Annotated in this window: 23 protein-coding genes; 19 read left to right on the top strand and 4 right to left on the bottom strand. The window is 39.0% G+C overall.

All coding sequences use genetic code 11. The annotated features are described in order from the left end of the window. Positions 1-6 precede the first annotated feature (6 nt). From PDT38_RS17620 to rpsI, 8 genes are all read left to right on the top strand, one after another. A complete protein-coding gene (locus PDT38_RS17620; RefSeq protein WP_172292371.1) occupies positions 7-951 on the top strand; it encodes a DNA-directed RNA polymerase subunit alpha in 945 nt (314 codons plus the stop codon). Positions 952-1,028: 77 nt separating this feature from the next. Beyond that, positions 1,029-1,391, top strand: coding sequence for a 50S ribosomal protein L17 (gene rplQ, locus PDT38_RS17615; RefSeq protein WP_172292373.1), 363 nt, complete (start codon positions 1,029-1,031; stop codon positions 1,389-1,391). Between the two features lie 122 nt (positions 1,392-1,513). Further along, a complete protein-coding gene (locus PDT38_RS17610; protein ID WP_270803402.1) occupies positions 1,514-2,359 on the top strand; it encodes an energy-coupling factor ABC transporter ATP-binding protein in 846 nt (281 codons plus the stop codon). Next, positions 2,335-3,204, top strand: a complete 870-nt coding sequence (locus PDT38_RS17605) for an energy-coupling factor ABC transporter ATP-binding protein (RefSeq protein ID WP_270803401.1) — start codon at positions 2,335-2,337, stop codon at positions 3,202-3,204. Before PDT38_RS17610 ends, PDT38_RS17605 begins: the two co-directional genes overlap by 25 nt. Next, positions 3,201-3,998, top strand: a complete 798-nt coding sequence (locus PDT38_RS17600; protein WP_270803400.1) for an energy-coupling factor transporter transmembrane component T family protein — start codon at positions 3,201-3,203, stop codon at positions 3,996-3,998. The genes PDT38_RS17605 and PDT38_RS17600 overlap by 4 nt, the downstream gene beginning before the upstream one ends. A 10-nt stretch (positions 3,999-4,008) precedes the next feature. Next, complete coding sequence (gene truA / locus PDT38_RS17595) at positions 4,009-4,752, top strand: tRNA pseudouridine(38-40) synthase TruA (RefSeq protein WP_270803399.1); 744 nt, start codon at positions 4,009-4,011, stop codon at positions 4,750-4,752. 160 nt (positions 4,753-4,912) lie between these two features. Further along, entirely contained in the window at positions 4,913-5,350 is a 438-nt protein-coding gene (rplM, locus tag PDT38_RS17590; RefSeq protein ID WP_270803398.1) for a 50S ribosomal protein L13, read from the top strand. 19 nt (positions 5,351-5,369) lie between these two features. Beyond that, a complete protein-coding gene (gene rpsI, locus PDT38_RS17585) occupies positions 5,370-5,762 on the top strand; it encodes a 30S ribosomal protein S9 (RefSeq protein WP_172292385.1) in 393 nt (130 codons plus the stop codon). A gap of 92 nt (positions 5,763-5,854) precedes the next feature. Here the strand turns inward: rpsI and PDT38_RS17580 are convergent, their stop codons facing one another. From PDT38_RS17580 to PDT38_RS17570, 3 genes are all read right to left on the bottom strand, one after another. Beyond that, complete coding sequence (locus PDT38_RS17580; RefSeq protein ID WP_270803397.1) at positions 5,855-6,973, bottom strand: site-specific integrase; 1,119 nt, start codon at positions 6,971-6,973, stop codon at positions 5,855-5,857. A 122-nt stretch (positions 6,974-7,095) separates the two neighbouring features. Beyond that, positions 7,096-7,563 (bottom strand): ImmA/IrrE family metallo-endopeptidase, encoded by a 468-nt coding sequence (locus tag PDT38_RS17575; protein ID WP_270803396.1) that lies wholly within the window; start codon positions 7,561-7,563, stop codon positions 7,096-7,098. A gap of 6 nt (positions 7,564-7,569) precedes the next feature. Beyond that, a complete protein-coding gene (locus PDT38_RS17570) occupies positions 7,570-7,905 on the bottom strand; it encodes a helix-turn-helix domain-containing protein (RefSeq protein ID WP_394356310.1) in 336 nt (111 codons plus the stop codon). Positions 7,906-8,161: 256 nt separating this feature from the next. On the opposite strand from PDT38_RS17570, the gene PDT38_RS17565 reads away from it, so the two are divergent. The 4 genes from PDT38_RS17565 (at position 8,162) to PDT38_RS17550 (ending at position 9,852) form a co-directional block, all read left to right on the top strand. Beyond that, the gene (locus PDT38_RS17565; protein ID WP_172299094.1) at positions 8,162-8,347 is read left to right on the top strand and encodes a helix-turn-helix domain-containing protein; all 186 of its coding nucleotides are present in this window, start codon (positions 8,162-8,164) and stop codon (positions 8,345-8,347) included. Between the two features lie 5 nt (positions 8,348-8,352). Beyond that, on the top strand, positions 8,353-8,622 hold the full coding sequence (locus PDT38_RS17560) for a group-specific protein (RefSeq protein ID WP_270803394.1): 270 nt from the start codon (positions 8,353-8,355) through the stop codon (positions 8,620-8,622). Positions 8,623-8,646: 24 nt separating this feature from the next. Continuing rightward, a complete protein-coding gene (locus tag PDT38_RS17555) occupies positions 8,647-9,435 on the top strand; it encodes a Rha family transcriptional regulator (protein ID WP_270803393.1) in 789 nt (262 codons plus the stop codon). 270 nt (positions 9,436-9,705) lie between these two features. After that, complete coding sequence (locus PDT38_RS17550) at positions 9,706-9,852, top strand: hypothetical protein (RefSeq protein ID WP_270803392.1); 147 nt, start codon at positions 9,706-9,708, stop codon at positions 9,850-9,852. Here the strand turns inward: PDT38_RS17550 and PDT38_RS17545 are convergent. Continuing rightward, the gene (locus PDT38_RS17545) at positions 9,849-10,061 is read right to left on the bottom strand and encodes a hypothetical protein (protein WP_270803391.1); all 213 of its coding nucleotides are present in this window, start codon (positions 10,059-10,061) and stop codon (positions 9,849-9,851) included. The two genes, PDT38_RS17550 and PDT38_RS17545, sit on opposite strands and share 4 nt — an antisense overlap. Before the next feature lie 46 nt (positions 10,062-10,107). On the opposite strand from PDT38_RS17545, the gene PDT38_RS17540 reads away from it, so the two are divergent. The 7 genes from PDT38_RS17540 to PDT38_RS17510 all read left to right on the top strand — a co-directional run bounded on the left by PDT38_RS17540 (position 10,108) and on the right by PDT38_RS17510 (position 14,172). Beyond that, a complete protein-coding gene (locus tag PDT38_RS17540; protein WP_270803390.1) occupies positions 10,108-10,377 on the top strand; it encodes a YqaH family protein in 270 nt (89 codons plus the stop codon). Between the two features lie 206 nt (positions 10,378-10,583). Continuing rightward, on the top strand, positions 10,584-11,492 hold the full coding sequence (locus PDT38_RS17535; RefSeq protein ID WP_270803389.1) for a hypothetical protein: 909 nt from the start codon (positions 10,584-10,586) through the stop codon (positions 11,490-11,492). Continuing rightward, positions 11,449-12,249, top strand: coding sequence for a PD-(D/E)XK nuclease-like domain-containing protein (locus PDT38_RS17530; RefSeq protein ID WP_317134969.1), 801 nt, complete (start codon positions 11,449-11,451; stop codon positions 12,247-12,249). The genes PDT38_RS17535 and PDT38_RS17530 overlap by 44 nt, the downstream gene beginning before the upstream one ends. A 22-nt stretch (positions 12,250-12,271) precedes the next feature. Next, positions 12,272-13,111 carry a replication protein gene (locus PDT38_RS17525; protein ID WP_270803388.1) on the top strand — a complete coding sequence of 280 codons (840 nt, stop codon included), beginning with the start codon at positions 12,272-12,274 and terminating at the stop codon, positions 13,109-13,111. Next, positions 13,029-13,817 (top strand): ATP-binding protein, encoded by a 789-nt coding sequence (locus tag PDT38_RS17520; RefSeq protein ID WP_270803443.1) that lies wholly within the window; start codon positions 13,029-13,031, stop codon positions 13,815-13,817. The genes PDT38_RS17525 and PDT38_RS17520 overlap by 83 nt, the downstream gene beginning before the upstream one ends. Then, complete coding sequence (locus PDT38_RS17515; protein WP_270803387.1) at positions 13,814-13,963, top strand: hypothetical protein; 150 nt, start codon at positions 13,814-13,816, stop codon at positions 13,961-13,963. Before PDT38_RS17520 ends, PDT38_RS17515 begins: the two co-directional genes overlap by 4 nt. After that, positions 13,963-14,172: a hypothetical protein gene (locus tag PDT38_RS17510; RefSeq protein WP_270803386.1), complete on the top strand. Its 210-nt coding sequence runs from the start codon at positions 13,963-13,965 to the stop codon at positions 14,170-14,172. Before PDT38_RS17515 ends, PDT38_RS17510 begins: the two co-directional genes overlap by 1 nt. Positions 14,173-14,206 lie beyond the last annotated feature (34 nt).

Here is a 14,206-nt window from a genome sequence, read left to right as displayed (position 1 = left end):
TATGAAATGATTGAGATTGAAAAACCAAAAATCGAAACGGTTGAAATCAACGACGATACCAAGTATGGTAAATTTGTCGTAGAGCCACTTGAGCGTGGATATGGTACAACTTTGGGTAACTCCTTACGTCGTATCCTTTTATCCTCACTCCCTGGTGCCGCTGTAACATCGATCCAAATAGATGGTGTACTGCATGAGTTCTCTACAATTGAAGGTGTAGTTGAAGATGTTACAACGATTATCTTAAACATTAAAAAACTTGCACTGAAAATCTACTCTGAAGAAGAGAAGACGCTTGAGATTGATGTACAGCGTGAAGGAGTTGTAACAGCTGCTGATATTACCCATGATAGTGATGTAGAGATTTTAAACCATGATCTCCACATTGCAACTCTTGGTCAAAACGCGAGTTTCAAAGTTCGCTTAACTGCTCAAAGAGGTCGAGGGTATACACCAGCTGATGCGAATAAAAGAGACGATCAGCCGATTGGCGTCATCCCGATTGATTCCATCTTTACACCTGTTTCTCGTGTATCTTATCAAGTTGAAAACACTCGTGTGGGTCAGATTACAAACTATGACAAACTGACGCTTGATGTATGGACAGATGGAAGCACTGGACCAAAAGAAGCGATTGCTCTTGGTTCAAAGATTTTAACTGAACACCTTAATATTTTTGTCGGCTTGACTGACGAAGCCCAACATGCTGAAATTATGGTTGAAAAAGAAGAAGATCAGAAAGAAAAAGTTCTTGAAATGACAATTGAAGAGCTTGATCTCTCCGTTCGTTCTTACAACTGCTTAAAGCGTGCGGGTATCAATACAGTTCAAGAGCTTGCGAACAAGACAGAAGAAGATATGATGAAGGTTCGCAACCTAGGTCGCAAATCACTTGAAGAAGTAAAAGCGAAACTTGAAGAACTTGGACTGGGCCTTCGCAAAGACGATTGACTAGTTTCAATGTAAACTAGCCTTTTCGTTTGTTTTTTATTTCAGATAGAGTATTTCCATAAAGGAGGGGACATCACATGTCATACAGAAAACTAGGACGTACAAGTGCACAGCGTAAAGCAATGCTGCGTGACCTTACAACAGATTTGATCATCAACGAAAGAATCGAAACAACAGAAGCTCGCGCTAAAGAACTTCGTTCTGTAGTTGAAAAAATGATCACTCTTGGCAAACGTGGAGACTTACATGCACGCCGCCAAGCAGCTGCATACATTCGCAATGAGGTAGCGGATGCAGAGAACAACCAAGATGCACTTCAAAAACTTTTCTCTGATGTAGCACCTCGTTATGAAGAGCGCCAAGGCGGATACACACGTATTATGAAACTTGGTCCTCGCCGTGGTGACGGAGCACCAATGGCTATTATCGAATTGGTTTAATCACATATATTGTGTGTCTAAAGAAGGGCGGGACAGTTTTTAACTGGATCTATGCCCTTTTTTTAGATATGCGGTGTTTTAGTTCAGCAGAGTTTTAGAGGAGAGGAGGGCGGACGGGCAAAATGAGTCTTGAACGCTTAATCACAGTAGAGGATATGACGTTCTCATATCAAAAAGATGCAGACAGACCTACGCTTGACAACGTCTCTTTTCATGTCACAAAAGGTGAATGGTTGGCGATAGTCGGCCATAACGGTTCTGGGAAATCGACATTGGCCCGCACTTTAAATGGCTTGATCATACCTGATAAAGGGTCAATTAAAGTGGGCGGGATCACGTTGACGGAAGAGACAGCCTGGGATATTAGAACAAAAGTAGGCATGGTCTTTCAAAATCCCGATAATCAGTTTGTTGGGACAACCGTTCGCGATGATGTGGCTTTTGGTTTAGAAAACAATGGAGTTCCAAGAGAAGATATGGTGGAAAAGGTAGATTGGGCGATTAAACAGGTGAACATGCAGGATTTTCTCGATCAAGAGCCGCACCATCTCTCCGGAGGACAAAAGCAGCGGGTTGCGATTGCGGGAGTTCTAGCCGTTCAGCCCGATATCATCATTCTTGATGAAGCAACATCAATGCTTGACCCAATCGGAAGAGAAGAAGTGCTCGAGACGGTCAGAAGGTTAAAAAATCAAGGGATGGTGACAGTCATCTCGATAACACATGATTTAGATGAAGCAGCCAAGGCCGATCGGATCATTGTTATGAATGGTGGAAAAAAATATGCTGAAGGTTCACCTGAAGAAGTTTTTCATCTAGGACAAGATCTGGTTGATATCGGACTTGATTTACCTTTTTCCTTTCAGCTTAGTCAAATCTTAAAAGAAAGCGGTTTGGCCCTCAAAGGTAATCATCTGTCACAAAAAGGATTGGTGAATGAGCTATGGACATTACGATCAAAGATATAGAACACCGATACCAGATGAAAACACCTTTTGAACGTTTGGCGATTTATGATGTTAATGCTGTGATTAAGGAAGAAAGTTATGTAGCCATTATTGGACATACTGGCTCAGGAAAGTCGACGCTCCTTCAGCATCTGAACGGTCTTTTAAAGCCAACGAAAGGACAAATTCATTTAGGTGAAAATGTTCTTGAAGCAGGTAAAAAGACTAAAAATTTAAAAGCTTTACGAAAAAAAGTTGGAATTGTTTTTCAATTCCCAGAGCATCAACTGTTTGAGGAAACTGTACGAAGAGACATTGCTTTTGGTCCGATTAATTTTGGAGTCAGCCGGGTGAAAGCAGAAGCAAAAGCTCAGGAAATGTTGAAACTAGTTGGCTTGCCATTAGAATTGGCAGATCGGTCTCCATTTGAACTAAGTGGGGGGCAGATGCGCCGTGTTGCCATTGCAGGTGTTCTTGCAATGGAGCCTGAGGTCCTCGTTCTTGATGAACCGACCGCTGGACTTGATCCGAGAGGCCGGAAAGAGATTATGGATATGTTTTATCACCTTCACCAACATCGGAAACTGACAACAATTTTAGTTACCCACAGTATGGAGGATGCGGCAGTCTATGCAGATGAACTGATTGTCATGCACAAAGGTACGATTAAGGCTAAGGGGACACCGCGTGAACTATTTGCAAACAGAAGCGATATCACCGCTTTGGGACTTGATTTACCAGAAACAATAAAGTTTCAAAAACAACTTGAAGAAACACTCGGCATCACTTTTAAAGCTCCGTTCTTAACGATAAAAGAAGCAGCCTCTGAAATTAGAGCACTCTTTCAGGAGGAAAATGCTTTATGATAGATAGTATTATAATCGGAAAGTATGTGCCCGGCTCCTCGATCATTCACCGCCTTGATCCGCGCACAAAACTGTTAACTATATTTCTGTTTATCTTTATCGTCTTTTTTGCCAATAATACCGTAACATATGCTTTACTGGGCCTGTTTACGGTTCTTGCGGTCGGTCTATCAAGCGTACCTATTCGTTTCTTGTTAAAGGGTATGAAGCCGATCATCTGGATTGTGCTGTTTACTTTTCTGCTTCATATTTTGATGACTCGGGAAGGTCCTGTCCTCGTTGATCTTCGCTTATTTAGCATCTATGAGCAAGGGCTTGTTCAAGGAATTTTTATTTCTCTGCGGTTTATTTATTTAATCTTGATCACAACGCTTTTAACTTTAACGACAACCCCAATCGAAGTCACTGATGGGCTGGAGCGGTTACTTGGACCATTTAAAAAGCTGAAGCTGCCTGTTCATGAACTCGCTTTAATGATGTCCATCTCACTAAGATTTATACCCACTCTCTTGGAGGAGACGGATAAAATTATGAAGGCGCAAATGGCAAGAGGTGTTGACTTTACAAGCGGTCCAATCAAAGAGCGTGTGAAGGCAATCGTCCCCCTGCTAGTCCCCCTGTTTGTCAGTGCCTTTAAGAGAGCAGAAGAGCTAGCAACGGCAATGGAAGCACGTGGTTACCGCGGCGGAGAAGGTCGCACAAAATATCGACAATTGATATGGAAAGGGAAAGATACTTCCGTTCTCCTGATATTAATAGGATTAGCCAGTCTATTAATCCTGTTACGAAATTAGGTGAGATGTCATGAGAATAAAATGTACGATTTCATATGATGGCCATCTTTTTTTCGGCTACCAAGTTCAGCCTGGAAAAAGAACGGTTCAGGATGAACTAGAAAAGGCATTAAAAACCCTTCACAAAACACAGGAACGTATTCCTGTCGTGGCCTCTGGCAGAACTGACAGCGGTGTTCATGCTATCGGACAGACGATTCATTTTGATAGCCCGCTGCTTATTCCAGAGGAAAAGTGGCCCTATGCATTAAATGCCCTGCTCCCTGATGATATAGTAGTAAACAAAGCGGAAGTCGTCGATGAACAATTCCATGCCCGGTTTTCTGTGAAGAAAAAAGAATATCGTTATCTGATTGATAGAAGCAGACATCCGGATGTATTTAAACGATTTTATGCATACCATGTTCCATATCAACTCGATTTTGAAAAGATGAAAGAAGCTTCTCAGTATTTGGTTGGTACTTATGATTTTACAAGCTTTTGCACAGCCAAAACAGAGGTGCAAGATAAAGTCAGAACGGTTCATGAATTGGACTGGTCTGAAACAGCTGACGGTCTGCAAATGAGGATTGTCGGCGGCGGATTTTTGTATAATATGGTCAGAATTATCACCGGTACGATCCTTGAAGTTGGAACAGGAGCAATCTCTCCTGAGGCTATCGAGAAGATTATACAGGCAAAAAATCGGGATGCGGCAGGGCGTACTGCACCTGCTCATGGACTATATTTATGGAACGTCATCTATGACAACTAAACCTGGTGTAACATTTTCTTGACAGTAAGTACAGAAAGTTATATTATGTTATATGGTATGTATTTCAACCCCACGATAAGCCCCGGAACTTATTGTGTTTTGAAATAGAACGTAATCTAAGTTTATTGTAAAATGACAGATCATTTAGGAGGGAAATTCAATGCGTACAACACCTATGGCTAACGAAAGTACAATTGAACGCAAGTGGTTGGTTGTTGATGCTGCTGGCAAGACTCTAGGACGTCTTTCAACAGAAGTTGCATCTATCCTTCGTGGAAAACACAAACCAACTTACACACCACACGTTGACACTGGAGATCATGTGATCATCATCAACGCCGAAAAAATCGAGTTAACAGGTAAGAAGTTAACTGATAAAATTTACTACCGTCACACTCAACATCCAGGCGGTTTAAAATCAAGAACTGCTCTTGAAATGCGCACAAACTACCCTGAGAAAATGCTTGAGCTTGCGATTAAAGGCATGCTTCCAAAAGGTTCTCTAGGTCGTCAAATGTTCAAAAAATTGAACGTATACCGTGGTTCTGAGCATCCACATGCAGCACAAAAACCTGAAGTTTACGAACTTCGCGGATAATTAAAGGGAGGTTACTAATTTGGCACAGGTTCAATATTACGGTACTGGACGTCGTAAAAGCTCTGTAGCTCGCGTACGCCTAGTTCCTGGAGAAGGCCGTATCATCGTGAATAAACGTGATATCAACGAATACATTCCATCTGAAGCGTTAATCGAAGATATTAAACAACCATTAACTTTAACTGAAACAACTGGAAGCTACGATGTTTTAGTCAATGTTCATGGAGGCGGATATGCTGGACAATCAGGCGCAATCCGTCACGGTATCGCTCGCGCTCTACTTGAAGCGGACCCAGAATACCGTTCAACACTAAAACGTGCTGGACTTCTAACTCGTGACGCTCGCATGAAAGAACGTAAGAAATACGGTCTTAAAGGCGCTCGTCGTGCACCTCAGTTCTCAAAACGTTAATTATCAACGTTTCAAAGGCTCTTTTCACTTCGGTGGAAAGGGTCTTTTTTATATTGGATAACTATGAACACCCACAAAACACCCACAAATTTTTATGAATCGATATAGGATTGAAAAAGGTCCGCTGTCTTTTCTTTAACAGTGGAGGTAACGTGGGTGTAGATATTCATTGTAGTTTTAATATCCCGATGTCCCAAACGAGCTTGCACTTCTTTAACTGTTGCGCCAGCTTCAAATAAAATTGAAGCATGGGTGTGCCTTAATCCATGAATGGTTATGGAATGGAATTTATTATTTTTAATAAAGCTTTTTAGTTTGTCATTAGGATAAGCAAGTCGTAGAGGACGATTGTCAGTCCTTGTGAGTACATTTATAATTGGACAGTCATTATCTTTTAAAACCAAATTATGTTGTTGTATATGCCACTTTTCTAAGATTTCCATCGTTTTTGGATCAATATAGATAGTCCTGGCTTGGTAAGTCTTCACTTTTTGAATAATCTCCTGATTGTCTTTGAAAAATAAGGTTTTAGATATGATTATAGTTCCATCATCGAAATTTATATCGTCCCACTCTAGGGATAAAAGTTCTCCTTTCCTCATCCCTGTATAGATAAGTAAATGAAACATTATATAATCTTGATGATCCAAAGACTCCTTTGCTATCCTAAAGAATTTTTTTACCTCTTGTTTAGTCCAAAAATTTCTCGTCTCTTCCTCTGCCAAAAAATCAGTTTCTTTTTTTGGTATAATTGCATGTTCCATAGGGTTTTTTGTGAGATAATCCATACGTACTGCATATCTAAATACACGGTTTGCTTGAATTTTTACGTCATTAACTGAATTAATTTGTTCTGCAATCTCATCAATCATTTTTTGACAATATTCTTTAGAAATGTCCCTGATCTTTAAATGTCCAAAACGTGGAATTATGTGGTTATTAAATTTTGATTCAATGGAGTATCGTGTACTTGGTTTTAACGTTTTGGAGTGAGAAGCCCACCAACGGTTATAAATAGCTTTAAATGTGATAGCATTATTCGGTTTAAATGTGGAACTATCTATTTCTTGTTCAACCTTAGCTGCTTCAAGTTGAGCAACTTTTTTGGTGGGAAATCCGCGTTTCGATGTCTCTTTGAATTTTTTTGAAATAGGATCTTTATACCTTATGCGGTATTCCCAACCGTTAGAGTGCTTTCTAAAACTAGCCATGTTTTCACCTCTTATAAAACGTATGTTTGGTTTTTGTTTTAAAAATTTTTCAACATATTAAATAAAACTAGCTTCTCAGACACCACCTCCTTTAATTAAAGAACGTATGTTTGGTTTTTGGGTTAAAAAGTTTTGTCGAACCACTCTATTACACCAAGTGGTTCAAAACAAATGGTGTGTCCTTCATATTTAACCGTATCACCGTATTTTTCTTTATAGTGTTTAATGGCGTTATTTAAAAATTCTTCTGTTATTTCAAGATATCGAGCCAATTCATATCTATTTCTTATAGCTTCTTTGTGGGCTTGAATGATCTTAGACAATGGAACTAACCTTTCATAAGCCCATGATCTAGCTACTTTTTCTTGTTTTTGGTTTTGGATTGTATTTTGATTAATAATATCTCCACTTGATGTATGATAATGACCAAGCTCTTCAGCAAGTATGCATGCTTTATCATAAGAGGTTTCCATATTTTTGTTAATCCAAATAATATCATTAGCGTATAATCCCTTAATTCGATGAGGCATTTGTTTTTCGTAGGTGTCTATACCAAGATGAGTTGCCTCCATAAGTAACGTTTCGTACATCCACAACTACTCCTGTTGTTTTCTTTTTAAGCGAACAAATTCTTTAAATCGTTCGATTTCCTCCAATTCTTCTTTTGTCCAATCTTCGCCATCATGATGAGCCGCTATGGTGTCTATATCTTGTTCAGGCAATTTTTTTTCATCAGTACGACCAAGAAGATAATCGACAGAAACTTGGAAATAATCAGCAACTTTTTGCAATTTATCAACTGCAGGTTTTTGGGTTTTCCATTTATATAATGAATTTACTCCCATGTCTACCCGTTTAGCTAATTCAGTTAATGATATTTTCCGATCATCAGCGAGTTTTTTTACCCTATCGAACGTTGTCAAAATAATCACCCTTAATAAAGCTCAAGGATTTTTATCCATTTAGATAAAAATATGTTGACATTTATCTGTTTGGATAATATACTATATCCATAAGCTACTTATTCAGCTTTTATAGCACTACAAAACAAAGCCGCAGATCACGTCTCCAAACGTAAAGGCTATTTGTTGTAGGCTTGTTCAGCTATGGTTTTATTTTATCCGTTTGGATAAAAAAAGTCAACAAAAAGCTAAATAATTAGCAAAAAAGATAAAGGAGGTTATTTCTATGGAATTAGATTTCGGCAAAAAGGTTAAGACTTGGCTCATTCTAAACGACATGCAACAAAAAGACTTAGCCGAAATGCTAAACATTTCAGGACCTTATCTTTCCGACATTTTACTCGGTAAAAGACAAGGCAAGAAAGTCAGAGAAAAAATTATTAAAATCCTTGAGATGAAGGAGGTTTCATAATAGGTATGCTAACAGTTCAGATTGATAAAAACGAGGTTAGGCAGATCTATTTAAATAAAATTGAGGAACAATTAAAAGCTGTTGAAAGTGAAAAGGTTTTTTGGAACACGAAAACACTTCAAGAAAAAACGGATATGAGTTGGACAGAGATTTTAGATAAATTCTTTTACGATCCACGTTGTCCAAAATATAAGGTTGGTTCTCGTTGGCGATTCCCAGCAGCTGAGATGAAAAAATTTCTACTGACTTGGTTGTCCGAACAACCAAAATATTAAGAAGTTTTTTAGGAGGTAAGTTGAATGACAAAAGAATTAGTTTTTATTAAAAAAAACAATGCTGTCACAGACAGTCTGACCATTGCGGAGATGTTTGGAAAGAATCACGATGATGTACTGAAAGATGTACGCAAGCAAGTGGAGTATGCGGGTAAAGAATTCTCACTCGGGAATTTTTCCGAGTCAAAATATACAAATAGTAGAGGTCGCACTTACCCAAAATACGACCTAACCGAAGAAGCCTTCACATTAGTTGTGTTCGGATACAACACAAAGGAAGCTGTTCAAACCAAAATCAAATTTATTAAAGAGTTCAAACGAATGAAAGAGTACATCCAGAATCAGCAACAACCAAAAACACAGCTTGAAGCCTTGCAATGTACAGTTAATCAAATGGTAGAACAAGAGCGCCGGTTAACTGTTATAGAAAATAGATTGGTAGAAACCGAGAAAAACCAGGATAGAATAACGGAAATTCTCAGTCTTAATCCCACAGAATGGAGAAAGAAAGTAAACAATCTTATTAACAAAATCGCTCAAGCTCGTGGAGGATTCCAAGCTTATCAAGACGTTCGCAATGAAAGCTATGAAGCCCTTGAAGATCGTGCGAATGCAAAGCTATCAGTCAGACTTACTAACAAAAAAGGCAAGATGGCACTTGAAGGTGTTGCAAAGTCGAGAATAGACAAAGTCAATAAGATGGATGTTATTGCAGATGATACAAGGTTAACTGAAATCTATCTTGCTGTGGTGAAAGAAATGGCAATTAAATATGGTGTGAAATTAAACAACTCTAGCAAGGAAATTTCATAAAACTCTGTTATTAAGATTGATCAATTCAAAGGAGGTGGGAAAAGTGAAGATCAAAACAAAAGAATGGCTTGCTCTAAGCGAAGCAGAACGTTTTATAAAGATTTATCAAGCTTTTGTGAAGCAGCATATAGGCTAGAAAAAAGTGAGGTGATTATGTGGACAGCAGCAAGTTTCATTTAATTGGGATTATCGTCAGTGGCGTTTGCGTCATTCTGTCTGTTGTTGCGTTGATTATGTCTCTTGAATAAAAAAGGAAAAGGGGAGAAGAAAATGAGCCATCGTGCTAGTCGAATAGACATGGATATTGCTTTGAAAAATTGTCGGGAGTTTTTGGTCTGGTCATTTGAACAAGGATGGAGCGAAGAACAAATCTACTATGTTGCTAGACTTATTCTTTCACTCCAGAAAGTTGATTAAAAGCTGAAATCATCAGATTTATAGTACTGATCAAGTGCTTTTTGTTCTAACTTATCAGCTTTCTCTTTTATAGCAGTTGCTTGAAGTATTGCCTTTTCGTATAACTCTAATTTCTTCTGAACGATGGATTCTGGGGAGTCTCCTTCTACAGAGGTTGAGTTTACAACAGCAATAGCAAAATCATGAATCTTTTTTTCATCTAGTTTCATAGTTTCACCCCCTATCAGGAACATTATACCAAAGAGGAGGATAAGCATGAATTTAAATAGATTTCTAAAGTCTGATCGTGAAAGGGCGGAAAGACTGATCAAATCAATGGATTTTCTAATCACTGAACTGTTACCAGATGCTATTGAGGACGGAGATTATGAAGGGTGTATTGAAATAGCAGGGTCGATGATTGCCCATTGTAAGGATCTTAAACGGATGGAACATCCAGAACAAGTTGTTCAGCTGCATGAAATAGCGTCAAAGCTGTTAAGTAAAGGGATAGACGTTTCAACCATAAGGAGGGCGTATCAATGAATATAGAACATCCAATCATTACAGAAATCAACCGTTACGGTTATCCGTTGGAGTATTTGAAGTATGAAAAAGAGAAAGACAACGAAGAGGAAGACAAATAAAAAAAGTTCACTTGGCAGAGTGAACTTTAGGAAAGTGATTTTTAAGAAAGAATATTAAAAGCATATCGAATATTTTTTAAAAAATCAAGGGAGAGGAACAAACCAATGAATGGATTATCTCATATTGATTATTCACAGTACATGCCGGAAAGCCAGCAGACCACAAGCGTCACTACAGAAGCAATAGTAAGCCGTCAAGCACAGGAAGTTCAAGCGGCTATGGTTATTGCAAAAAAGTTTCCTCGTGATGTTTATGCAGCTTTTGAACGCATTAAGAAAGCTTGTGAAAGAAGATTGTTAGCAGAAAATGCAGTTTATGAATATCCGCGAGGGGGTTCAAAAGTATCTGGTCCTTCTATTCGACTGGCTGAGGCTTTGGCACAGAACTGGGGAAACATTGATTATGGCATCATGGAATTAGAACAAAAGGCCGGGGAATCCTCTGTAATGGCTTACGCTTGGGACCTTGAAACAAACACTCGACAAACAAAGATTTTCACTGTTAAACACGAACGGAAAGCACGGGGGAAAATTACAAAACTTGATGATCCACGGGATATTTATGAAATGGTAGCAAACCAAGGAGCGCGCCGTGTTCGCGCCTGCATCCTTGGTGTTATCCCAGGGGATATAGTGGACGCTGCGGTCGATATGTGTCAAAAAACCTTAATTAGTGGACATAAAGAACCTTTGGAAGACCGGTTGCGAAATGCTATGACGCTCTTTAAAAAAGAGTTTGGTGTGACAAAAGAAATGATTCAACAGTATATCGGTAGCAACTTAGATGCATTTACAGAACAAGACTTTTTGAAAATAGGCCGCATCTACACCGCCCTACGTGATGGTATGGCTAAAAAAGAAGATTACTTTAACACCAAAGCAACAGGTGCAACCAAATCTAAGGCAGAGGAAGAATTCAAAAAGCAGAAAGAGAAAACAGGACACGATCATAAGGCGGGTGATCCTGCTAATGCGGACGGTTCCGATGCTGACCAAGGAGAATTATTACTCTGATGAGATTGATAAATATTACATGTCAAATTCACAATATAAAAACTTTCTAAAGTGCGAGGCTGCAACTATGGCTGAGATTAACGGAGAATGGAACCCTCCAACTTCGGAGGCCCTTCTCTTCGGCCAGTACGTTCATGCTTGGTTGGAAGGAGAACAGGCTTTTGATGAATTCAAGAAAAACACGCCTTCTTTATTCACTCAAAAAGGCCAACTATACAAGCAGTATCAATTGGCGGATTTAATGATTGAATCTATGCACAATGACGACCTTTGTATGTTCGTTCTTTCAGGAGAAAAAGAAGTGATGATTACAGCAGAGTTGTTCGGTGTTCCTTGGAAAGGCAAGATTGACGTTTATAATCCTGATGGCGGACATTTCGCGGACTTAAAAACGGCCCGATCCTTACGTGAAAAAGTATGGGATTCAGAAATAGGTTATTGCTCTTTTGTAGAGGCAAACGGCTATATTACGCAAATGGCATTATATGCCGAAATCGAAAAACGGATGACAGACCGTTCAGAATGGCTTGAACCGTTGATCGTTGGAGTTTCAAAAGAAGATCCACCTGATAAAGCTGTAATCAATATAGATGAAGCTCGAATGGAAATTGAACTTGAGGACGTTGAAAAGCATATGGATCGCATTATCAAGGTGAAATACGGTGGAGAAAAGCCAAGACGTTGCGGGAAATGTAAGTATTGTCGAACAACAAACTGTTTAAACAGCATCATTCATTTTTCAGAATTGGTCATATAGCAAGTGAAAGGGGGCCAGGGCTTTGAAAGGTTGGGTTTCGCTTCATAGGAAAATCAAAGAAAATCCTATCTTTACAAATTCAGATATGTTCAAGCTGTGGGTTCTCTGTTTGATAAAAGCAACCCACAAAGAACATGATCAATTGGTAGGTAATAAGATGGTTCACCTGATTCCAGGCGAATTTATAACAGGCCGTTTTGAACTGGCCTCCGAGTTTAATGAAGGTGTCAAACCATCAAAAAAAGTTTCAGATGCAACACTTTGGCGGTACATGAAGAACTTCGAAAAGTGGCAAATGTTGAACATCAAATCAAGGAGTAAATATAGCGTCATATCAATAACCAACTGGTCAGAGTACCAACAAAGTGAACAGCAAGTGAACAGCAATTGCACAGCAAATGAACAGCAAGTGAACACAAACAATAATGGTAATAATGATAATAATGAAAATAAGAATAATAAACGTTTGGTTTTTGATGAAAAACAAATGCAGCTGGCTGAATTACTTTGGAAACATGTCCATATAAACGCCCCTGATATGAAACAACCAAACCTTGATCAATGGGCTAATACAATTCGACTGATGATGGAACGTGATGAACGCACAGGAAAAGATATTCAAGAAGTGATCTTGTGGTCTACTAAACACGAATTTTGGTACAAGAATATTTTAAGTGCTGATAAATTGCGAAAACAATATGCCAGATTAGTAGTTCAGAAGAATGAAGAAGAAAGAAGGGGAACGAGAAATGGCAACCAACAACCGTACGGACAAAGCTATGGAGAAAATACTGAAGAAGCTTCAGGAAAAGTCAGCCCAATCTTTGGCGGAAGAGTCGGACGCCTCAGAAAAAAAGGGTGAATATGACTGTCCTACTTGTAAGGATGAACTGGGTTATCTAGAAAACAGGGACGGCATTGAGGTGTGGGTACGCTGTAAATGTGTTGAGTGGCGCCGAATTAGGAAATTAATGAATTCAAGCGACATAACTGTAGAGTTTGAGAAATTACAATTTAAGAATTTTGTTACTGAAGGGAAACACGATCTGATCGTTGATGCTTACGAGTGCGCTGTTGATTATTATAACAATTTCGACAGTATCAAGGATAAACGTAAAAACAGCATCGCCCTTTTGGGACAGCCAGGATCAGGAAAGACACATTTACTTACAGCCATATCAAATAAATTAATCAAATCGAAAAACGTGCCAGTGCAATACTTCCCGTATGTCGAAGGCTTCAATGATCTGAAAGATGATTTTGAAAAATTGGAAGAGAAGCTACGGCGAATGAAAGAGGTTGATGTCCTTTTTATAGACGATCTATTTAAGCCTTTAAAGGGTAAACCTAGGGCAACTGATTGGCAGGTGGAACAGACATATTCAGTCATCAATTATCGTTATCTCAATCATAAGCCGATTCTCATTTCAAGTGAATTGGATATTGAGCAGCTTGTACAAATAGACGAAGCACTCGGCACACGGATTTATGAAATGTGTGAGAACTATATAGTCATCATCAAGGGTGACCGGATGAAATTAAATCATAGATTAGGAGCTTGGAAATGAAAAACTATCACATCATTCCATTGATGCCAGGAGTATACGAATTGTCGCCAAGGAAGTCAGGGAAAGGCAAAGACCTGACACCAGTTATTAAAATGCTAGAAGCGAAAATGCGCGAAATGGAAAAAACAATAAAGGAGAGCGCCTAATGGGTGTTTATATCATGCTTGATCACTGTAATTTTGATTGGCAGCCCGAGGAAGTGAAAGAAGTTGAATCGTGTTGGCAGGGCGGTTTACCCATTGAAAGAATCGCAAAGATCGTTAAACGACCAGTGAAAGAAGTCTTTCTCTTACTCTATGATCGTGCGGAATTGGGGCATATCAGGGAAAGAGAAGGCGGGATATTCGGTGCTTGAGCAAATAAAAGCTGCATTTGAGATCTTATTTCTG

Source organism: Bacillus changyiensis (assembly GCF_027706145.1).
Taxonomy (GTDB): domain Bacteria; phylum Bacillota; class Bacilli; order Bacillales; family Bacillaceae; genus Bacillus; species Bacillus changyiensis.
The sequence above is the reverse complement of the archived record's forward strand: the minus strand, read 5'-3'. Positions and strand labels throughout refer to the sequence as shown.